18 protein-coding genes are annotated in these 19,703 nt (G+C 73.7%); 4 read left to right on the top strand and 14 right to left on the bottom strand.

Annotated features, from left to right (window positions below; translation table 11 throughout):
• Positions 1-5: 5 nt before the first annotated feature.
• Positions 6-734 (bottom strand): class F sortase, encoded by a 729-nt coding sequence (locus DEI93_RS15530; protein WP_258372346.1) that lies wholly within the window; start codon positions 732-734, stop codon positions 6-8.
• Complete coding sequence (locus DEI93_RS15535; RefSeq protein WP_111120558.1) at positions 731-2,203, bottom strand: CLIPPER-2 domain-containing protein; 1,473 nt, start codon at positions 2,201-2,203, stop codon at positions 731-733. The genes DEI93_RS15530 and DEI93_RS15535 overlap by 4 nt, the downstream gene beginning before the upstream one ends.
• 283 nt (positions 2,204-2,486) lie before the next feature.
• On the opposite strand from DEI93_RS15535, the gene DEI93_RS15540 reads away from it, so the two are divergent.
• On the top strand, positions 2,487-2,747 hold the full coding sequence (locus DEI93_RS15540; RefSeq protein WP_111011482.1) for a zinc-ribbon domain-containing protein: 261 nt from the start codon (positions 2,487-2,489) through the stop codon (positions 2,745-2,747).
• A gap of 116 nt (positions 2,748-2,863) precedes the next feature.
• Here DEI93_RS15540 and DEI93_RS15545 read toward each other — a convergent pair whose 3' ends face one another.
• The 10 genes from DEI93_RS15545 to DEI93_RS15590 form a co-directional block, all read right to left on the bottom strand.
• Complete coding sequence (locus tag DEI93_RS15545) at positions 2,864-3,364, bottom strand: flavin reductase family protein (RefSeq protein WP_111071926.1); 501 nt, start codon at positions 3,362-3,364, stop codon at positions 2,864-2,866.
• A complete protein-coding gene (locus DEI93_RS15550; RefSeq protein WP_258372345.1) occupies positions 3,364-5,271 on the bottom strand; it encodes an MDR family MFS transporter in 1,908 nt (635 codons plus the stop codon). Before DEI93_RS15550 ends, DEI93_RS15545 begins: the two co-directional genes overlap by 1 nt.
• Before the next feature lie 10 nt (positions 5,272-5,281).
• Complete coding sequence (locus DEI93_RS15555; RefSeq protein ID WP_111120556.1) at positions 5,282-6,616, bottom strand: NtaA/DmoA family FMN-dependent monooxygenase; 1,335 nt, start codon at positions 6,614-6,616, stop codon at positions 5,282-5,284.
• Positions 6,613-7,284 (bottom strand): cysteine hydrolase family protein, encoded by a 672-nt coding sequence (locus DEI93_RS15560; protein WP_111120555.1) that lies wholly within the window; start codon positions 7,282-7,284, stop codon positions 6,613-6,615. The genes DEI93_RS15555 and DEI93_RS15560 overlap by 4 nt, the downstream gene beginning before the upstream one ends.
• Complete coding sequence (locus DEI93_RS15565) at positions 7,284-8,333, bottom strand: LLM class flavin-dependent oxidoreductase (protein WP_111120554.1); 1,050 nt, start codon at positions 8,331-8,333, stop codon at positions 7,284-7,286. The genes DEI93_RS15560 and DEI93_RS15565 overlap by 1 nt, the downstream gene beginning before the upstream one ends.
• Before the next feature lie 87 nt (positions 8,334-8,420).
• Positions 8,421-9,533, bottom strand: a complete 1,113-nt coding sequence (locus tag DEI93_RS15570) for an ABC transporter substrate-binding protein (protein WP_111120553.1) — start codon at positions 9,531-9,533, stop codon at positions 8,421-8,423.
• 240 nt (positions 9,534-9,773) lie between these two features.
• On the bottom strand, positions 9,774-10,694 hold the full coding sequence (locus tag DEI93_RS15575) for an ABC transporter permease (RefSeq protein ID WP_111120732.1): 921 nt from the start codon (positions 10,692-10,694) through the stop codon (positions 9,774-9,776).
• Between the two features lie 10 nt (positions 10,695-10,704).
• Positions 10,705-11,526 (bottom strand): ABC transporter ATP-binding protein, encoded by an 822-nt coding sequence (locus DEI93_RS15580; RefSeq protein WP_111120730.1) that lies wholly within the window; start codon positions 11,524-11,526, stop codon positions 10,705-10,707.
• A gap of 158 nt (positions 11,527-11,684) precedes the next feature.
• Positions 11,685-12,197, bottom strand: a complete 513-nt coding sequence (locus DEI93_RS15585; RefSeq protein WP_220037919.1) for a hypothetical protein — start codon at positions 12,195-12,197, stop codon at positions 11,685-11,687.
• Positions 12,198-12,378: 181 nt separating this feature from the next.
• Positions 12,379-12,744, bottom strand: coding sequence for a VOC family protein (locus DEI93_RS15590; protein WP_111014221.1), 366 nt, complete (start codon positions 12,742-12,744; stop codon positions 12,379-12,381).
• A gap of 59 nt (positions 12,745-12,803) precedes the next feature.
• Here DEI93_RS15590 and DEI93_RS15595 point away from each other — a divergent pair, with 59 nt between their 5' ends.
• Positions 12,804-13,247: a MarR family winged helix-turn-helix transcriptional regulator gene (locus tag DEI93_RS15595; protein WP_111027759.1), complete on the top strand. Its 444-nt coding sequence runs from the start codon at positions 12,804-12,806 to the stop codon at positions 13,245-13,247.
• Positions 13,248-13,290: 43 nt separating this feature from the next.
• On the opposite strand, the gene DEI93_RS15600 is transcribed toward DEI93_RS15595, so the two are convergent.
• Positions 13,291-14,478: an MFS transporter gene (locus tag DEI93_RS15600; RefSeq protein WP_258372368.1), complete on the bottom strand. Its 1,188-nt coding sequence runs from the start codon at positions 14,476-14,478 to the stop codon at positions 13,291-13,293.
• Between the two features lie 218 nt (positions 14,479-14,696).
• On the opposite strand from DEI93_RS15600, the gene DEI93_RS15605 reads away from it, so the two are divergent.
• Complete coding sequence (locus tag DEI93_RS15605) at positions 14,697-18,737, top strand: family 78 glycoside hydrolase catalytic domain (protein WP_284158479.1); 4,041 nt, start codon at positions 14,697-14,699, stop codon at positions 18,735-18,737.
• Between the two features lie 195 nt (positions 18,738-18,932).
• Here DEI93_RS15605 and DEI93_RS15610 read toward each other — a convergent pair whose 3' ends face one another.
• Positions 18,933-19,313, bottom strand: a complete 381-nt coding sequence (locus DEI93_RS15610) for a nuclear transport factor 2 family protein (protein WP_111120431.1) — start codon at positions 19,311-19,313, stop codon at positions 18,933-18,935.
• A 75-nt stretch (positions 19,314-19,388) separates the two neighbouring features.
• Here DEI93_RS15610 and DEI93_RS15615 point away from each other — a divergent pair, with 75 nt between their 5' ends.
• Positions 19,389-19,691, top strand: a complete 303-nt coding sequence (locus DEI93_RS15615) for a hypothetical protein (protein WP_111120432.1) — start codon at positions 19,389-19,391, stop codon at positions 19,689-19,691.
• Positions 19,692-19,703 lie beyond the last annotated feature (12 nt).

Here is a 19,703-nt window from a genome sequence, read left to right on the forward strand (position 1 = left end):
CGTCGTCAGGAGCCGTCCGGCACGAGCCGCGCCGCCACGACGGCGTTGCGGGTCGCGGCGCTCCCGTCCGGGCTCGGCAGGCACGTGACGACGAGCAACCGCCCGGGCTCGTCGCTCCACAGTGCATCGGCGGCGAGTCCCGACTTCCGCACCGTGCGCGAGGCCTCCACCCGGTACCGGTGGTCGCCCACACGGACCTCGTCACCGGCGCGCACGCGCACGGTGCCGTCCTGGCGGACGATCGCGTTGCCCGGCGCGCGACCCCCGCCACCGAGCGCGTGCATGACGAGCACGACCGTCCCTCGTTCGGCGTCCTCGACGGGCCTCCCCCGGTCCCGCACCCAGTAGGCGGACCGGAAGCCGGGAGGCACGACCAGGCCGTCCACCGCGCTCACGGCGCCGACGGGCACGTCGAGGCCGACCGCGGGAACCCGGAGCCGCACGCCGATCGAGGCCTCGGCCGACGCGGCCGGGAGCGGCGAGGCCCCGGGGTCCGCACGGACCGGCCGTCCGTCGAGGTCCCGCCCCTTGACCGGCCCGGTCGAGGCCGGATCCGAGGCCGAGCTCGATGCGGACGGACCTGCGGCACCCGCGCCGGGTGACCCGAAGAGGGCCGCGAGGCACCCACCGGCCACGATGACGGATGCCGTCGGCAGGACGACGCGGAGGGGCAGGATCGTCCGCGGTCGAGGCGGGACCGGCGGTGGCGGCGGCGCGTCCGTGCCGGCGGTCATCGGCGGTGTCGAAGGGCCGAGCTGGCGATGGTCACCGCGACGAGGACGGCAGCGAGACCCATGGCACCCGCCGCGGTGCCAGCCGTGCTCACCCGGTCCCGTCCGGGCTGACCCGCGACCGCGCCGCCCGTCTCGATGCGCGTGGCCGGCAGCGGTCGGGGGTCCGTGCCCTGGCCGGTGCCGGCACCCGACCCGCCGTCGCCGTCACCACCGCCGGAGCCCGTGGTCGTCCCGGTCCACCACGTCCGGTCGGAGGCGGTCGGCGCGAGCACCCCGACGAGTGGGGTCCGGTCGGTCCGGGCGGGCGTCCCCGTGGCCGACACCCCGCTCGCCGTCGTCCCCGCGGCGGCCCGGACGGTGCCGGTGCAGGCCACCGACGCCCCGGGTTCGAGCACGGGGACGGTGGCCGCCCCACCCGCGCAGGCCAGCCCCTGCCGGTCGACGTGTTCGTCCGTGACCCGGACGTCCGTCAGCACCGTGTTCCCGGTGTTCCGCACGGCGGTCTCGCGCCGGAGTCGCTGCCCTTCGGGCACCCGGGGACCCGGGGCCGCGTCGACGTCCCGCCCCTCGGTGCGTGTCGTGACGTCGAGCGCCGGCCGAGCCCCGTCCACCGGGAGCTGCATGCCCCAGAACAGCCCCGAGTTCGGGGTCGTGCCGGGCTCCGCACCCGTCGCCGTGACCGTCAGGTGGTCCACCGGGGTCGTCGTGCGGAACGTCTGCGTCACGCCGGTGTGCCATGCCGGGCAGGTCGCCGTGACGTCGTACCGTCCGGCCGCGGTGTCCTCGGTGACCGCCCCCGGACCGCCCGCACCGGTGTCGGCCTCGTAGCGGAGCCACCGCCCCGTCGGCCCGGCGAACCGCACGGACTCGCGGTCAGCGCTCCCGCAGATGTCGACGTCGTGGACGAACAGCACCGTGCCGGTCGGCAGGGCACCGCCGCGCAGCGACGAGAAGTCGAGCGTCCAGGTCCAGGTGCCCGGGTTCGCGGCGCTGACCCAGAGGTCCGAGTGGACCGTCCCGGTCGGCGGCTGTTCCTCGCCGCCGTCGAACACGCCGCCGGACGCCGGGGTGTGGACCGCGCTCCACCCGTCGGGAGCGCCGTCGGTCGTCATCGTGAACCGTCCGGTCGCCGCGCTCGGCAGCACCGCACGACGGTCCGCGGCGGGCTCCCGGAACGCGAACTCGGACACGGAGTGGCCCGACGGTATCGCACTGGTCGGTCGGTCGGGGACCGCGGCGCCGTCCTGCGTGAGTAGCCGAGCGCCGACCACGCCCTCGGCGGTCAGCACGGGCGGCGGGTCGTCGATCCCGACTGCGGGCGTCAGCGGCACGGGTGCCGCGGCGGCGACGTCCGGCACCGCGATCGCGGCCACCGCGCCCACGAGCAGCGCGGCGCCGACCGCGCTGCGTCGGCGTCCCCGGGTCCGTCGTCGTACCGTCCGGTGTCGTCGCTGTGCCTGGCGCCCCATCTGCCCTCCACGTCGTGGTGCCGGGACCACGTGCGCGCTCCCGGACCGGGGGCTCACCGCCCCGAGCGCCGGAACGGTACCGCGGCGCAGCGCGGGCGGTCGCATTCCCGGGATGTCGTACTCCACCGCCGACGCGGGACCCGGAGTCAGGCCTCCACACCGGTGCGCCGCCGCGTGCTCGCCCACCGCACGGCGGGCGCTCCCCCACCCCACGACGGGCGCTTCCCCACCGCACGACGGGCGCTCCCCCAGCGCCGAGCCGGACCGGCGTAGCATCCGCGGGGTGTTCCTCCTCCTCGGCTCCCGCACCACCCAGGCCGTCCTCAACCTCGTGGCGTTCGTGTGCGGGTACTGCGGCGTCCACGCCCAGCAGCGGGTGGTCAAGCGCTCGACGAAGCTGACGCTGTTCTTCGTGCCGCTGTTCCCGATCTCGACCTCGTACGTCAACGAGTGCACGAACTGCGGTGCCGTGACGCGGATCACGGCGGCCCAGGCGCGGCACTCCCTCACGTGGAGCGCGGAGCAGGCGCGCAGCGTCCGCTGACCGGCGCTGGGGCCGGGGCGCGGGGCTGGGGCGCGGGAGGCAGCGCGCCAACGACAACTGCGCGGTCGTTGACGCGCGCACTTCGTCGTCCACGCGCGCACTCCCGCACGCCGCCCTCAATCCGCCAGCACGCGCGCCGTCCGCCGGTGCCACACGAGCGGCTCGGCCTCGTCGTCCGCGGCCACGGCGAGCACGCGGAGCACCACCAGGTCGTGGTCACCCGTCCGCAGCACGTCGGCGACGACGCACTCGAGCCACACGGGCGCGCCGTCGAGCAGGAGTGCTCCGGTCGTGGTGATCGTGAACGGCAGGTCCCGTAACCGGCTCGAGCGGTCACGTGACGCCAGTTGCCGCGTCCGCTCCACGTGCCCCGTCCCGAGCACCGAGATCCCCAGCACAGGAGCGTCGAGCAGGTCGGGCCACGTCGTCGAGGTGTGCTGGACCGCGAACGACACCATCGGCGGCTCGTACGACACCCCGACGCTGAACGACGACACGACCATCACGACGGGGAGCTCACCCGCGACGGCGCCGATCGCCGCGACCCCGCTCGGGTGTTCCGCGAACGCGTCGCGGACGGCCTCGGGGCTGACCCCCGGACCGACGACCGGGCGCATCACCGGGTGACCTCCGTCCCGGGCAGGACGGTCCGGTCGGAGGCCGGCGTGCCGGACCGGTGCCGGGCCTCCCGTTCGTCGTCCCGCATCGCCGCGACCAGTGCGTCGACATCGGGGAAGGCGCGCTGTTGGCGGAGCAGCTGCTCGACGACGAGGTCGACCCGCTCGCCGTACAGGTCGCCGTCGAAGTCCAGCACGTGCGCCTCGACCGTGTGGTCGCGGCCCTGGAACGTCTCGTTGCCGCCCACGGACACGAGCGCTGGTCGCGGGGTCGCCCACGACGCGGCACGGAACCGGCCGAGGTACACGCCGTCGGGTGGCAGGGCGTCGGGGTCGTCGAGCGCGAGGTTCGCCGTCGGGTAGCCGAGCACGCGGCCGGTCGCCACACCGTGCACGACGACGCCCGTCAGCGGCGGCGGGCCCCCGGCGGCGTCCGGCACCCACTGGCCCCCGGTAGCGTCCGGCACACGCGGGGCCCCGGCGGCGTCCGGCACCCGCGCGGCCCCGGCGGCGTCCTCGGGCCCCCGTCCCTCCTCGGCGGGGGCCACCGGCAGCCGCGACGCCGCGACCACCGCGCCCACCGCCACGACGGCGAGCACCCCGAGCGCCGCAGCGGCACCACCGGCACCGGCGAGCACGACGGCGGTCACCGCGCTCCCGAGCACCGCACCGAGCTGCTTGACGCCGTTGAACGCACCGGAGGCCGCACCGAGCGATCCCGGTGCCACGCCCGTGACGGCGGCGAGCGAGAACGGTGCCCAGACGAACGCGTTCGCGACGCCGAACAACGCGAACGCCGCGGCGAGCGCCACGGGTCCGGCGTCGACCTCCACGAGCACGGCCGTCGCGGTGAGGGCGACGACCAGGCAGGCCGCGCCCACGACCGCGCCGGTCCGGGCTCCCGCCCGGTTGGTGACCCTGGCGGCCACGGGTGCGGCGGCGAGCGCAGCGACGCCCATCGGCACGAGGGTCAGGGCCGCGGACACGACGTCGAGCCCGCGGTCGTCCTGCAGGTGGAGCATGAGCGGGATCGGCGCCGACCCCACGCACCACGACGCGGCGGCGGCGCCCGAGGCCCCGGTGCGGAACGAGTGCGAACGGAACAGCGCCCCGGGCAGCAGCGCGGCCGCCTGGTCGTGACGCTGGAGCCCCAGGACGACCCCGACGAGCACGACTCCGGCGACGACGAGCGCCCACCGCGGGAGGCCCGCGACCGACCCGGTGCCGTCCCCCGTCCCCTGCACCCCGAGCACGAACGCCAGCACCCCGAGCGCGACGCCGCCCATCGCCCACGCGGGCACCCGGGCGTGCGACCGCGGCGACCGCGGGACCCACCGGAGCACGGCGGCGCCCGCCAGGACCCCGACCGGCACGTTGACCCAGAACACGGCGGGCCATCCCCAGGCCGCGACGAGGAACCCGCCGACGAGCGGGCCGGCGACCGTGGCCGCGCCGCCGCCGGCGCTCCAGACGGTGAGTGCGACGGCGAGCCGCGGTGGCCGGAACAGCGCGCGGATGGCGGGCAGGCACTGGGGCGTCATGAGCGCTGCCCCGACGCCCTGCACCACCCGCCAGGCGACGAGCAGGCCGATCGCGGGCGCGAGCGCGGCGAACACGGATCCGACGACGAAGGCCCCGAGCCCGACGAGGTACACCCGGCGGCCGCCGAACCGGTCGCCGAGCCGCCCGGCCACCACGAGGGGCACCGCGAACGCGAGCAGATACCCGCTGTTCACCCAGAGCGCGGCCGTCGCGTCGACGCGCAGGTCGTCGACGAGCGCCGGCAACGCCACCGACGTGACGGTGCTGTCGAGCATGAGCACGAAGAACCCGGTGCACAGGCCGGCGAGCGCGAGCCACGGACGGGAGGCCCGGCCCCCGCCCGCCCCGACCGGCGCCGTCGCCACCGCGGTCACCTCACACCGCCAGGTTCTCGCGGAGCGTGCGACCGGGATAGCGGGGGGCGAGCGCGCCGCGGGCCCGGAGCTCGGGCACGAGCAGCTCGCTCAGCTCCGCGAACCCCGACGGCATGCCGAGCGGGGTCGAGAGCATGTAGCCCCCGCGGGCTCCGGTCGTGGCGTGGTTCTCCTCGAGGGCGTCGGCGATCTCGGCCGGATCCCCGAGCAGCGTGTGGTCGAGTCCGGTCGCGGAGGCCCACCCGTGGTCGAAGAACTCGTCGCGGGTCATCGTGTGGTCCGCCCCGTGCTCCGCGACGAGGGTGCCGACGAGTCCGCCGGGACTGGCCTGCGCCGCGACGATGGCGTCCTGGAGTTCCCCCAGCCGGAACGTGGTCGGCAGGGTCGAGAAGTCGTACCCGGCGTTGTGCGACAGGAACGCGCCGACGGCCTCGTGGTCCCAGGCGCGCAGGACCTCGTCCCGTCGCGTGGCCGCCTCGCGCCGGGTGCGCCCGACGATCACCTGTGTCGCCCACAGGATCCCGACCGAGGCGGGGTCCCGGCCCTCGGTGCGCAGGGCGTCGTCGAGCATCGCGCGGTGCCGGCGCTGCCCCGCGACCCCGCCGCCGAAGCCGAACACGAGGTCCGCGAACGAGGCCGACGCCGCGATGCCCCGCGGGGAGTTGCCGGCCTGCACGACCACGGGGTGGACCTGCGGGCTGGGCACGCTCGCGAGCGGCCCGCGGACCCGGAAGAACCGGCCTTCGTGGTCGATCGGGTGCACTCCGGCGGGGTCGGCGAAGCGTCCCGTCGTCCGGTCGCGCACGATCGCGTCGGGCGACACGGAGTCCCAGAGCGCACGGCACACCGCGATGAACTCCTCCATCCGCTCGTACCGGAGGTCGTGGTCCATGAGCTCCGCGGACCCGTAGTTCTCGGCGTCGGCACCACGGGTCGAGGCCACGACGTTGAACGCGATCCGGCCGTTCGTGACGTGGTCGAGCGAGTTGAGCAGGCGCGCGACGGTGAACGGGTGCATGAACGTCGACGAGTACGTCAGCCCGAAGCCGATGTGCTCGGTCGCGGTCGACATCGCGGCGATGACCGGCGCCATGTCGTGCCGCGGCCACTGGATGCCCCACTCGACCGCGGCGTCCATGCTGCCCCGCCAGGTGTTCGGGATGCCCGAGCCGTCCCCGAAGAACAGCATGTCCACACCGGCGCGTTCCGCGGTCCGGGCGAGTTCGGCGTACATCCGGACGTCGGGGAACTCCTGCCCGATCCAGCTGCCGGCATGGGCCCAGCGCCCCTCGGTGTGGGCGAACGACAGGTCGTAGGCGATGTGGATGCCGCTCACGCCAGGGCCTCGTCCCACACGGCGGTCACGGTGTCGACGTCGGTGACGACGGCCACGTTGAGGCCGAGTTGCACCAGCGCGGCCGCGTGCACGGCGTCGTCGTAGGCGGCGGTCGCGTCCGCGGGCACGACCACGGGCCAGTCGAGCTGGAACGCGTCCTGCGCGGTCGCGGCGACGCAGCACTCGCTCGTCAGGCCGACGACGGTGAGCCAGTCGATCCCGGCGGAGCGGAGCCGCGCCTCCAGGTCGGTGCCGAGGAACCCGCTGTACCCGCGTTTGACGACGCGGTCCTCGCCGGGCGCGGGCGCCACCCGGTACCAGGCGGCCCCCTCGGACCCGATGACGCACGGCTCGTCGAGCCCCATCGGGCCGTCGTAGTCGCCGCCGCGGAGCCAGGTGCTCGCCCGCCAGGGGCGTCCCGGATCGCTGCCGAGCTCGACCCAGACGACGGGCACGCCGACGGCGCGGGCCCGGTCCACGAGCGCCCCGATCCGCGTGACCGTCGCGTCGATCGCGGCGAGGGTCTGCGGCGTGCAGCCGTACGCGCCGATGCGGTCCGGGTCGCCGAAGTCGCGCTGGACGTCGACGACGACGAGGGCCGGTCGCTGCCCCGGTGCCCGGAGGCGGTCGAGGGGCCCGGAGCGCGCCGGGGCGTCGGTGGCGGCCATCAGACGAGGGCCCCGTCGTGCGCACGGAGTGCCGGGAGGACCGTCTCGCCGAACAGCACCATGTCCTGGTCGTACTCGGGGAAGATCAGCATGAGGCCGTCGAGTTCGCCCTGCTCGACGACGTACTCGATGTGCTCCGTGACGGTCGCCGCCGAGCCCGCGACGTACGGCGTCTGGAACGCCGCCTCGCCGACGGCACCGTCCGCCCACGCGCGCGCCTGGTCGGCGGGGATGCCCCAGGACGCCTGCATCCGCGCGAGTGCCTCGCGGTCGAGGCCGGCGCCCCAGGCCCGCACCTTCTGCTCGGCGAGCGCGTCGGTCTCGTCCTGCACGACCGTGAGCATCGAGTAGGTCCGGCACGTCCGGCCCTCGGCGGCGGCGCGATCGTGCACGTCCCGCGACAGGTCGCGCATCTCGTCGAGGTCGTCGGCCGACAGGAACGCGCCGTCGGCGTACTTCGCCTGGAACGCCCGCGCGTCGGCCGAGCGGCCCGCGCTGATGATCCGAGGCCGCGTCACGGGGTGCGGACGCGAGCTGCAGTCGTCGAGGTCGAACCACGGCGTGTGCATCGTCACGGCGTCCTCGGACCACAGCCGGGTGACGGCCTCGGTCATCCGGTACCGGTCGGCGTGGCTCAGCGACGGGTCCCACTCGCCGAACTGCACGAACTCGTCCGCGTAGGCGCCGTTGACGATGTTCATGCCCACCCGACCGCCCGAGACGTCCTGGAGCGTGGCGTACATCTTCGCCGCGACGGCCGGGTTGTGGACGTTCGCGTGCATGGTCGCCCAGATCCCGACGCGGCTCGTGGCCTCGGCGATCGCGGCCATCATCGTCATGGACTCGAGCGAGCGACCCCAGTGGTCGGTGGTGCCGCCGAAGCCGCGCCACTTCGCCATGGACATGACGAAGTCGAGTCCGATGTCCTCGGCGTGCACCGCGGCGCGCTTGTTCCACGCGTAGGTCGCCTCGGGGTGGGGAGCGGTGGTGGAGAGCATCCAGCCACCGTTCCCGATGGGCAGGAAGATCCCGTACTCTTTCGCGGGCATCGCTGCGACCGCCTTCCGTTCGTGCTGTGGTGCGTGGTGGGTGCTGATCGGTTCGTGGTGGGTGCTGATCGGGTGCGCGGTGACCGGCTACGGTGCCGGCCACACCAGCTTGCCGCCCCGGTAGATGGCGTCGACGTACCGGTCGTCGAACCAGCCCTTCGCGTCCGAGGCCGTGACCGACCCGGGCACGATGTCGTACTGGTGGAGCATCGCGACGAGCTTCGTGACGTTGGCCGGGTCGATCCCGCCGAGGGGCTGTCCGGGGGTCGGGTTGTCCGCGATGGTCTTCACCTCGGTCTTCCAGATCTTGGCGTTCTGGGCCTTGTCGTACGTCGCGCCGGACAGGTCGGCGGCGTACCCGACGCACTGCGTGACGTGGGCGTCGCTCGACGAGCAGTACTGGTACGCGTGGATCGCGGCGCGGAGGACGTCCTCGACCGCGGTCGGGTGCGCCTTCGCGAACGCGGGGTTCACGGCCATGGCGCCGATCGACGACGGGATGCCGTACTTGACGGGCTGCCACACCGTCACAGGGTCGCCCGCTGCCCGGAGCAGGTTCGGCTCGTTCGAGATGAAGCCGGTGAGGGCCTCCAGACCGCCCTGCTTGCGGGGCAGCACGGTCGGGTCGTAGCCCTCCTTCACCTGCTGCAGGGACTTCCAGTCCACGCCGGCCTTGATCATCATCGCCTCGACGGCCGCGGGGACGAAGCCCTTGTTGCCGACGACCTTGCCGCCGAGCTGCGTCAGCTTCGTGATGTCCTTGTTCGTCATGAGGATGTCGAGTCCAGCGTTCGAGTACGACGAGACACCGGTGATGTCGATGCCGTTCGCCCGCGCCTGGATGAGGTCCTGCTCGGCGATCGCGGAGATGCTCGCCTGACCGCTCGCGAGCAGCTTCGTGTTCTGGGCGGTGTCGCCGCTGCCGGGCTTGAGGCGCACGTCGAGGCACAGGTCCTTGAAGTACCCGAGCTTGCTCGCGGCGATGTACTCGAGGATCGATGCCGAGGACTGGTACTGGTAGCCGGACAGGTAGGTGATCGGTCCGGCGGCCTTGTTCTCGGCACAGCGCTTCGACGAGATCGCCGAGGTCGAGGACGACGTGGTGTCGGCGGCGCTGCTCGTGCTGCATCCGGCGAGCCCGAGGCTCAACGCGGTGGCGGCGAGTGCGGCGAGACCGGCGACGAGGCGGCGGTGCTGCATGGGTCACTCCTTGCGTGGGTGGGGTGGGGTGGGTGCGGGGTGGTGCGACGGGACGGGCGGTGCGTCTGGTGCGGCGGTGCGTCTGGTGCGGTGGGACGGGAGGCACGGCGCGGCCGGCGCCGCCGGGGTGCGGCGGGCGGACGGTCGCGTCGAGCGCGAGAGGGTCTGCGGGACGTGCGGGGCGGTGCGGCGGGGGCTGGGCCTCCCGGCTGGAGGTCCCCGCCGGTCAGCCGGCGGCGGTCAGCCGGCCGACCCGGCGTGCCAGCGGAGCGCGCGCCGCTCCACCAGGGTGATGACCGCCAGGAGCAGGACGCCGATCACGGCGAGGATCGCGATCGCGGCGTAGACCACGGCGAGCTGGTTCATCGACGACGCCGTGCTGATCACGGTGCCGAGGCCACCGGTCGACCCCGACGCCGACAGCTCGGCGACGACGGCACCGATGATCGACAGCGGGAACACGATCCGGAGCGCCGCGAACACGTACGGCATGGCGTTCGGGACCCGCAGGTGCACGAGCAGTTCGAGCCGCGACGCGTTCATCGTCCGGTACACCTGCAACACCGGCTGCGGCACCGACCGGAGCCCGACCGCGGTGTTGATGAGGATCGGGAAGAAGCAGATGAGCGCCGTGATGACGAGCTTCGGGGCCGGACCGAACCCGAACGCCACCACGAGTGCCGGGGCGATCGCGACGAGCGGTGTCACGTTGAGGACGACGGCGATGGGCATCACCGCCCGACGGACCACCGGGAGCTCGCTCGTCAGGACGGCGAGCACGAACGCGGCGACGAACCCGATCGCCAGGCCGATCACCGCCTCGAGCAGGGTGATCCCGGCGTTCTGCACGTAGTACGGGAACTGCGTCGCGAGCGACGCGCCGATCGCCGGCAGCGGCGGCAGCAGGTACGGCATCGCGGCCGCGCCCCACTGCCACAGCGCGGCGAGGACCGCGAGCATGACGACGAGCGGCAGCCACACGCGGGGGTGCAGCCACGCGGTGCGGCGCGACCCCGCCGCACGTCGGCCCGGCCGGGAGGTCCGACCCGGCCCCGGCGGGTCGGTCACGACGGCGGCCGTGCTGCCGTCGACCCCTGCTCCGGTCGCGGCCGCGTCGGCGGCGGCGCTCGTCGTCGTGGCGGCCGTGGTCTCGGTGCTCATCCCGCGCCTCCTACGCCGCGTCCGTCGTGCGCCATGCCTGGTGCAGGGCGGCGCGGATGCGGTCCTCGTACTCGTGGAACCGGGTCTCGGCGAACAGGCGCTCGTTGCGGGGGCGCGGCAGGTCGATCTCGATCCGGTCGACGATCCGCCCGGGGCGCGGTGCCATCACGACGACCTCGTCGGACATCCGCACGGCCTCGGACACCGAGTGCGTGACGAACAGGACCGTCGTGTGGAGCTCGTCCCACATGTCGAGGAGCTGGTCCTGCAGGTTCTCGCGAGTGAACTCGTCGAGCGCCGAGAACGGCTCGTCCATGAGCAGCACGTCCGGCTGCAACCCGAACGCCCGGACGATCGCGGCGCGCTGCTGCATCCCGCCCGACAGCTGCGAGGGGAGCTTGTCGACCGCGTCCTCGAGGCCGGCCTTGCGGAGCAGGTCGCGCACGTCCGGGCTCGTCGTCGTCCGGTCGCCCAGGTCCCCGATCCGCTGCCGCCGAGCGGTCGCCCCCGTGTTGATCCGCTGTGGCAGCGACACGTTCCCGAGCACCGACAGCCACGGCAGCAGCGCCGGGGTCTGCGGCACGAGGCCGATGAGCTTGGCGGCACACGCCTCGGCGGGGGTCACGCCGTGGACGAGGACGTCACCGTCGTCCGCCGGCTCGAGGCCCGCGACCAGGCGCAGCAGCGTCGACTTACCGCAGCCGCTCGGGCCGATGAGGCTCACGAACCGCCCCGGCTCGATCGTCAGGTCCACGCCCGCGAGCGCCACCATCCCGCTTGGTCCCTGTCCGTACACCTTGCGGGCGTCCCGCAGCTCGACCGCAGTCGTCATGTCGTCCCTCCACGCCGTCGCCGAGCACGGATGCTCGTTCTCGGATGGCGGAGAGCGTGCGTCGCGAGTTCGAGGTCTGCGACGCGGAGATCCGCTGCTACGACGACGACGGTACCGAGCACGTGTTTCGTCGAGCGGCGCTCGGTGTTGCGGACGTGTTAACGCTCGGGCGGCCGCGGGGGCTGGTGCTGCTCCGGCACCGCCGCGGGCTGGTCCGGCACCGCCGCGCTGGGCCCCGGAGCCGCAGCTCGGTGCTCCGCCAGCGGCACCACGTGGTTGCCGTCGAACACGACCACCTCGATGCCCAGGTCCGCCGCGGCCGTGGCGACCCACCCGCCGAACGCCTGCGCGACGAGCCCCGTGACGACGAGCACGGCGCGCTCGGCGGTCGGCACGCTCCGGAGCAGCCACGCGAGTTTCGCGCAGTCGGCGAGGACCTTGTTCCGGTAGGCGGGCTTGTACGTCCCCTGGTTGCCGATGAGCTGGACGACGACGGTGCCCTCGGGGTCCATGCCCTCGACCTCGACCCGATTGCGCTCGTCGAGCTGCATCGGCCGCGGCCGGAGGCGCAGCCCCAGGTCGTCCCCGAGCGCCACGAGCATGCGCCGCTCGACGGACCCCTCGGCGAACCGACCCCACTCGCTGCGGGCGTCGGCCGTCGTCAGGGGCATGCGGCGAGTGTAGGGAGCGTCGGTTTCGCCCGTGTTACCGGCCGCGGGCCCTTCCCCGCGACCGGCATGCGCGCGCCGACGACAACTGCGCGGTCGTTCACGCGCGCACTTCGTCGTCCACGCGCGCAGTTCCTCGTCCGCGCGCGCGTCGCCACGCGCGCACTCCCGCGCGGGAGGCCCGTCACGCCCGGTCGTGCAGCGTGATCCGGTACCCGTCGGGGTCCTCGAATGTGAAGGTACGACCGAACGGGCCGTCGACGGGTCCGTCCACGATCCGGACGCCCGCCGCGACGAGCTCGTCGTGGATCGCCTGCGCATCGGGCGCGTGGAACCACAGCGCGACGCCGACACCCGGCTCGGGCGCGTCGGCGACGCCAGACCCAGGCACGCGCTCCCGCACTGCGAACGCGATCGGTGTGGTGGCGAAGACGACCGCGTGCGGCGGCCCGGGCTGTCGGGTCAGTCCGAGGTGCTGCTCGTAGAACTCCGCGGACCGTTCGAGGTCGCGGACCTGCAGCGAGATGAAGTCGGGGCCGGTGACGGACATGTGTTCTCCTCGTTCGATGTCAGGAAATTGACACCATAACGCTATGTCAGAATACTGACATGAGTCAAGCGGACGAGGGCATCGACCTCGACACGTCGGTGGGGTACCTGCTCAAGCAGGCGTCGAGCGCGCTGCACGCCGCGATGGACGCGGTCCTGCGGCCCCTCGGCATGAGCATCACGCACTACTCGTGCCTCGAACTGCTGGCCCAGCGGCCGGGCCTGTCGAACTCCGAGCTGGCGCGCGGGGCCTTCGTGTCGCGGCAGGCGATGCACGTCCTGCTGCAGGCACTCGAGCGCGACGGACACGTCTCCCGCCCTGCCGTCGCCCCCGCGGGCCGGGTACTCCCGACCGAGCTGACACCGCTCGGCCGCGAGCGCCTGGCCGTGGCGAGCGCCGCCGTCCGCGCCGTCGAGCGCCGCATGTCCGCGGAGCTCACGGGACGGCAACCCCAGGAACTCGCGGCGCTGCTCCGGCGGTGCATCGCGGGCCTCCAGGGGTAGGCGGCGCACCGACCGGCGCGCCGCGACCACGGACGGGAGGCCCTCACCCGACCCGCAACGGACCGCGCCGACCGACGAGCCACACCGTCAGGGCGAACCCGGCCAGCACCGCGCCCGCGACGGTCACCCCGGTCCACCCCCAGTCGTCCCAGAGCAGCCCGGCGAGCGCCGACCCGATCGCCCCGCCGATGAAGTTCCCGGTCACGAACGCGGTGTTCAACCGGCTCCGGGCCTCGTGCGAGACGGCGAAGATCCGCGCCTGGTTGAGGATGTTCTGCCCCTGGATCGCGATGTCGAGCAGGACGATCGCCACCAGGACGAGCACGACGGACCGTCCCCCGAGCCCGGCGACGACGAACGCGACGAGTGCGAGGACCCAGAGTGCCCCCGTCGCGGGGACGTTCCAGCCCCGGTCGTGCAGGCGGCCACCGCGCTGTGCCGCGACCGCGCCGGCCAGACCCGCGAGCCCGAACAGTCCGATGACGACCACGGGGTAGTGGAACGGTGGCCCGCTGAGCAGGAACGTCAGCGCGGTCCAGAACATCGTGAACGCCCCGAACCCCGTGGCGCTCAGGGCGAGGGTCCACCGGACCACGGGTTCGTGGACGACCACGAGGAACACCGACCGGATGAGCGCCGGGTACCGGATGCGCGCCTTCGGCTCGAGCGTCGGGATCGCCCGGTACAACAGGAACGCGAGCACCACGGCGGCGACCGCGGCGATGACGAAGATCGTCCGCCAGCCCGCGACCTCGGCGATGAGCCCGCTCAGGGTCCGGGACACCAGGATCCCGGTCAGGAGGCCCGACGCCACCGTCCCGACGACCCGCCCGCGGTGTTCGTCGGTCGCCAGGTCCCCGGCGAGCGGCGTGAGCACCTGCCCCGCCACCGTGGTCAGCCCGACCGCGGCGAGCGCCACGAGGAGTGCGGCCATGGACGGGGCGAGCGCACATGCGGCGAGGGCGACCGCGGACAGCACGAGCATGAGCGGGACGAGCTTCCGTCGGTCCACCACGTCGCCGAGGGGCACGACGAGCAGGATCCCGACGGCGTACCCGAGCTGGGTCACGGTGACGAGCCACCCGGCGGTCGAGGTCGACCCGTGCAGGTCCCCGGCGATGAAGTCGAGGAGCGGCTGCGCCCAGTACAGGTTGCCGACGGCGGCGCCGCCCGCGATCGCGAACAGGAGGGTGCGGCCGGTCGTCATGCCGGTCCGGGAGGGCTGGGTCACCCCACCAGCCTGCCCCTCGCCGGCCGATCGGAGGACGCCCCGACACCACCCCTGTCGCGCGAACGGGGGACTGTCGGGGGACAGTTCACATGTACGTACGATGTACGTGCAGTCCGCACCCACCGAGCGGGCCACATGGGGGGATCCGGCGTACGAGCGTGCCCGGTCGACATCAGTGGTCGTCGACCGGTGCCATCCCGAGCCGAGGGGCAGCCCGCATGCGCACCCGATCCCGCCACGCCCGTCGGCGCCCCCACCGCAGCACCTCCGGCGGTCGTGGCCCTCACCACCGACTCCCCCGGCTCGTCGCCGCGCTGCTCGTCGTCACGGCGCTCACCGCCGCCGGGACCGGGATCAGCACGGTCGCCCTCGCGGACCCCGGCGCACCGACGGGAGGCGCGACCTCCTCCCCGACGGCCGTCCCGACCGGGGCGCCCTCCGCCGATCCCGGCAGCGCCGGTGGTGGCACTGCCAGCGGCGGTCCCGCCGACGGTGGGCCGACCGGCGCGCCGAACCCGACGACGGCGCCGACCGACGTCCCGACGACCACCCCGACGAGCACGCCCACGACGCCCACCGACGGCGCCACGCCCGGCCCGGGACCCGTCACGGACCCGTCCCCCACCCCCGCCGTCCCCACCGCCCCCACCCACCTGACCGTCGATGGTCTCAGCGCACCGATGGACGTCGACCCGAGCGTGCCCGTCCGGTTCTCCTGGCAGCCGGCCGTGCTCGACCGTGCCGCCGCGGGCCTCCCGGCGGGCGCGCCCGACCAGCGGTCCTACCGCATCGTCGTCGCCGGCTCGAGCGCCGCTGCCGCAGCGGGGACCGGCGACATCTGGGACAGCGGGGTGGTGACGTCCGGCTCGAGCCAGAACGTGCCCTACGCCGGACCGACCCTCACCGCGGGGAGCCGCTCGTGGTTCTCCGTGCAGGTCGTCGACGGCGCGGGCGCGACCTCGCCGTGGGCAACGCCGGCGACGTTCGGCACCGCGCTCGGCGGCGACTGGGGTGGAGCCCGGGCGATCTGGTCCGAGACACCGTCGAACACCTGGTCGAACTACACGCTGTCCGGGCACTTCACGATCACGGCGAGCGCCGCGACGGTCCTCCTCCGCGGGACCGACGCGAGCGACTACTACCTCTGGCAGTTCCAGGCAGCGAGCGACCGCCTGGTCGCCGAGGTCCGGCGGGCGGGCGCCTACCGGGTGCTCGGCACGGTCGACCTGCACGCAGAGGGCGTCGACCTGGCGGTGGGCCGGGACACCGCGTTCACCGTGTCGCTCGGTGGGGACACGATCACGACGACCATCGGCGGCACGACCGTGGACACCCGGACCGACGGGACGTTCGCGAGCGGGTGGATCGGCGTGCAGACCGGCACCCACGAGTCGGCCACCTTCCGATCGCTCGCCGTCGCGGACCGCACGGGCGCGACCCTCTGGTCGCAGTCGTCGTCGAGCACCGTCGCCGACCTCGGCTGCGGACGGGAGTCGCACGGCGTCCTCACCGTGTCGACCTCGCGCTCGTGCCTGTTCGACCCGTGGAGCAACTACACGTTCACCGAGACCTACGTCGCGACGGCGCAGCCGACCGGCGTCGTGTTCCGGGCGAAGGACGCGAAGAACGGCTACCTCTGGCAGTTCGACACCGCCACGTCGAGCCTCGTCCCGCAGGTGCAGGTGGCTGGCAAGTACAGCAAGCTCACGACGAAGGAGATCCCGCTCGGCACCAAGGTCACCTCGGGGCACGCGTACGCGATCAAGGTCCAGGTGTCCGGTTCGACCATCCGGACGTGGTTCGCCGGCCGACTGGTCGACACCCGCACCTCGCACACGGACACACGCGGCGTCATCGGCTACCGGAACGGCTCGAAGGAGAAGACGACGTTCTCGGGCCTGACCGTGACGAGCCCGGGCTCGAGCGTCCTGTACCGGAACACGTTCACGAGCAACGCCGACGTCCCCTGCGGCACGGTGTCCGGCGGCAAGGCGACGTTCCCGACCTCGGCGGCCTGCCTGATCCGCTCCGGTGCCGTGTCGGACTGGCTGTTCGCCCGCGACGAGGTGACGCTGCCGGCCCGGACGATCGCGTGGGCGACCCTCTCGGCGACCGCGACCTCCCCCGCGCCGTCCCGCCAGTACGTGTACAAGATCAGCGTCAACGGGAGCTTCGTCGGAGCCGGTCCGACCCAGTCGGTCGGCAAGGAGGTCCGCTACGACAGCTACGACGTGACGTCCCTGCTGCACGCGGGGGCGACCAACGCGATCGGGGCCCTGCTGTACACGACGTCGGACCACCGGTTCCTCGCGGAGCTCGTCGTGCACTACACCGACGGCACCGAGACCCGCGTCGGCACCGGTCCCACCTGGCGGGTGCGCACCGGCACGGGCGTGTTCCCCGCCGCCGGCTCGGTGGGTACGTCCTACTACGCCGCTCCCGTCGAGGACATCGACGCACGCCAGTACCCGTCGGGCTTCGACACCGTCGGGTTCGACGACCACGCGTGGACGCTCGCCCAGGCACGCAGCGCGTTCGTGACCAGCACGCTCACCCCGACGCCGACCGCGACGATGCTCCAGGAGGACGACGCCCCGACGACGATCACGCGGCTCGGCACCGGGCACTACCTGCTCGACTTCGGCCAGACGCGGATCGGCGGGCTCCGGCTCGCGATGACGAGCCCGGACACGCGGACGGTGGACATCCGCTACGGCGAGGTCCTCGCCAGCGGTGGCGGGTCCGTCCAGTACCAGACCACCGCCGGCAACAAGTGGGAGGACCGTTGGACCCTCAAGACCGGCTCCCAGACCCTGCGCTCCTGGGGGATCCGGGTGTTCCGGTACGTCGAGGTGTCGAACGTGCCGCAGGCGGTGACGGCGCACGACCTGCAGGCCGAGGTGCTCCGCTACCCGATCGACGCGACGGCCGCGACGTTCTCGTCGTCGTCGAGCAAGCTCGACGCGGTGTGGCAGCTGTCGCGGAACACGATCATCGACGACACGCTGGACCTGTACGTCGACTCCTGGGAGCGCGAGCGTGGCGCGTACGAGGCCGACGCGTACATCGAGCAGACCGCGCAGGAGGCCCTGTCCGCGGACGGAGCGCTCGGCACCTACTCGGTGGACTACCTGCTCGCCCACCCGACCTGGCCGACCGAGTGGCGCCTGTACGACGTCCTCGCGGTGCACGATGCGTGGGAGGCCAGCGGCGACACGACCCAGATCCGCGCCGACTACGCCACGCTCCGCACCATCCCGCTGACCGGGTCGATCAGCCACGCGACGGGACTCGTCGACCACGCGGACGCCGACGACATCGTCGACTGGCCTGCCGGTGAGCGGGACGGCTACCAGCTGACCGACACCGACACGGTCGTGAACGCGCTGACCTACCGGGACCTCGTCGACCTCGCCGAGATGGCGGCCGCGATCGGGAAGACCGCGGACGCGGCGAGCTACCGGACCCAGGCGGCGTCCCTCCGGACCGCGATCAACGCCCGGCTCTGGGACGGCACGAAGGGTGCCTACCGCGACGGCCTGACCACGGGGACGAACAAGCCGATCGCGCACGAGGCCGTGCAAGCGACCGCGTTCGCCCTGGCGTTCGGCGTCGTCGATCCCGCGAACGTCCCGCGGGCGGCGTCGTACGTGACGGGGAAGGGCATGGCCTGCAGCGTCTACTGCGCCGCGTTCCTGCTCCCGGGTCTCTACTCGGCCGGCGCCGGATCGACCGCGGACGCGCTGCTCACGGCGACGGACAAGACGAGCTGGATGAACATGGTGCGCGTCGGCGCGGGCTCGACGATGGAGGCGTGGGACAAGTCCCTCAAGGCCAACACGACCTACTCGCACCCGTGGGCCGCGTCGCCGGTCTCCGACGTCACGACCGGCCTGTTCGGCATCGTGCCCACCGCGCCCGGGTACGCGTCGTTCTCGGTGGCGCCGCAGCCCGGCGCCGTCGACCACGCCTCGGTCACCGAGCCCACGGTGCGCGGCACCATCGCCGCGGCCTACCAGCAACGGTCGGGAGGCGCGGTCAACCTGGCCCTGCGCGTCCCGTCCACGACGACCAGCGCGGTCACCCTGCCCGTCGGGGCGGGGTCCGGGACGACGGTCTGGGTCGACGGCGTCGCGACCCCGGCGACCCGGTCGGGTTCCTCCCTCGTCGTGTCGGGCCTGCCGTCCGGCTGCCACCTGGTCTCGACCGTGTCCGCGACGAGCGCGGGGTCGGACGCGACCCTGGCTGGCCTCTGCTGACCCAGGCCCGCCGCGCTCCCCGGCCAGGCTCCCTCCGCCTGTTCTCGACATGACCGCTGTCGAACGACAACGGCGCCGTCGCCCTCGGACGCGTCACCGCCAGGACGGCACGGACCAGGACAGCGGCGGCAGGACACCGTTGGCTCCGGCCGCCGGCCGGGAGGCCCGGGGCGGCCCGCACCGCCCCTCCCGCCGTCAGATGGTCGGCGTGAGCGGCGGTGCCTCGTCGGTGAGGATCGTGAGGAGCGTCGCGATGCGTCCCTCCTGGACGGTGATGACGTCGATGCCACGGGCGACCGGGGCATCGGCGGGTCCGAACGCCCAGGCGAGCGCGCCCGCGGTCCCGCTGACGTAGCGCGGGCCGTCCTCGGCGAACACGAACTCGCCGGGTGCTTCGTCGAGCAGTCCCGCGGCCTTGCCGAGCAGGGCGTCGCGACCGGTGACCGAGCCCTCGGGGTCGGTGAACACGACGTCGTCGGCGTAGGCGTCCTGGGCGGCGGCAGCGCGGGCGGACGCGTCGCGCTGGCCGAACACGGCGTGCAGGTTGGCGGTGAGCAGGTGGTCGACGCTGGCCATGGGGGTCCTCCGGTCGGTGATCGGTGTCCGGTCAGTCTGGCGCGGAACCGGGGTGCACGCACCTGGGAAGGCGCAGTGCCCGTCCCCCGGGACTTTGATCGATCGGGCTGGACCAACCGGCGGAAGGGCGCGCGGAACGGCACCGACGAGCAGGCCGCCGCCTTCCGGCACGGCTACGGGCTGGTGGAGCTCGACGAGATCCGGCTCGTCCGGTACGCGTGCGTGCGGGCGCTCGAGGACCTCGTGGCGACCGCGCACGCCGCCGTGCTCGGGCCGGTCGAGTCCCGGGCGGAGGAGCTCCGGGTGTTCCGCGGGATCCTGTCGCCCGTCGGGTCGGCGACGCTCGTGGAGCCGCAGCTGCGGGCGCTGCTTGGCTGATCACGGGCCGCC

The sequence above is a fragment of the Curtobacterium sp. MCBD17_035 genome (assembly GCF_003234815.2).
Taxonomy (GTDB): domain Bacteria; phylum Actinomycetota; class Actinomycetes; order Actinomycetales; family Microbacteriaceae; genus Curtobacterium.

What these genes read in the sequence shown, in the direction of transcription:
- DEI93_RS15530 (WP_258372346.1), bottom strand. Translation starts at nt 734, where the DNA reads ATGACCGCCGGCACGGACGCGCCGCCGCCACCGCCGGTCCCGCCTCGA.
- DEI93_RS15535 (WP_111120558.1), bottom strand. Translation starts at nt 2,203, where the DNA reads ATGGGGCGCCAGGCACAGCGACGACACCGGACGGTACGACGACGGACC.
- DEI93_RS15545 (WP_111071926.1), bottom strand. Translation starts at nt 3,364, where the DNA reads ATGCGCCCGGTCGTCGGTCCGGGGGTCAGCCCCGAGGCCGTCCGCGAC.
- DEI93_RS15560 (WP_111120555.1), bottom strand. Translation starts at nt 7,284, where the DNA reads ATGGCCGCCACCGACGCCCCGGCGCGCTCCGGGCCCCTCGACCGCCTC.
- DEI93_RS15565 (WP_111120554.1), bottom strand. Translation starts at nt 8,333, where the DNA reads ATGCCCGCGAAAGAGTACGGGATCTTCCTGCCCATCGGGAACGGTGGC.
- DEI93_RS15570 (WP_111120553.1), bottom strand. Translation starts at nt 9,533, where the DNA reads ATGCAGCACCGCCGCCTCGTCGCCGGTCTCGCCGCACTCGCCGCCACC.
- DEI93_RS15575 (WP_111120732.1), bottom strand. Translation starts at nt 10,694, where the DNA reads ATGAGCACCGAGACCACGGCCGCCACGACGACGAGCGCCGCCGCCGAC.
- DEI93_RS15580 (WP_111120730.1), bottom strand. Translation starts at nt 11,526, where the DNA reads ATGACGACTGCGGTCGAGCTGCGGGACGCCCGCAAGGTGTACGGACAG.
- DEI93_RS15585 (WP_220037919.1), bottom strand. Translation starts at nt 12,197, where the DNA reads ATGCCCCTGACGACGGCCGACGCCCGCAGCGAGTGGGGTCGGTTCGCC.
- DEI93_RS15590 (WP_111014221.1), bottom strand. Translation starts at nt 12,744, where the DNA reads ATGTCCGTCACCGGCCCCGACTTCATCTCGCTGCAGGTCCGCGACCTC.
- DEI93_RS15595 (WP_111027759.1), top strand. Translation starts at nt 12,804, where the DNA reads ATGAGTCAAGCGGACGAGGGCATCGACCTCGACACGTCGGTGGGGTAC.
- DEI93_RS15605 (WP_284158479.1), top strand. Translation starts at nt 14,697, where the DNA reads ATGCGCACCCGATCCCGCCACGCCCGTCGGCGCCCCCACCGCAGCACC.
- DEI93_RS15610 (WP_111120431.1), bottom strand. Translation starts at nt 19,313, where the DNA reads ATGGCCAGCGTCGACCACCTGCTCACCGCCAACCTGCACGCCGTGTTC.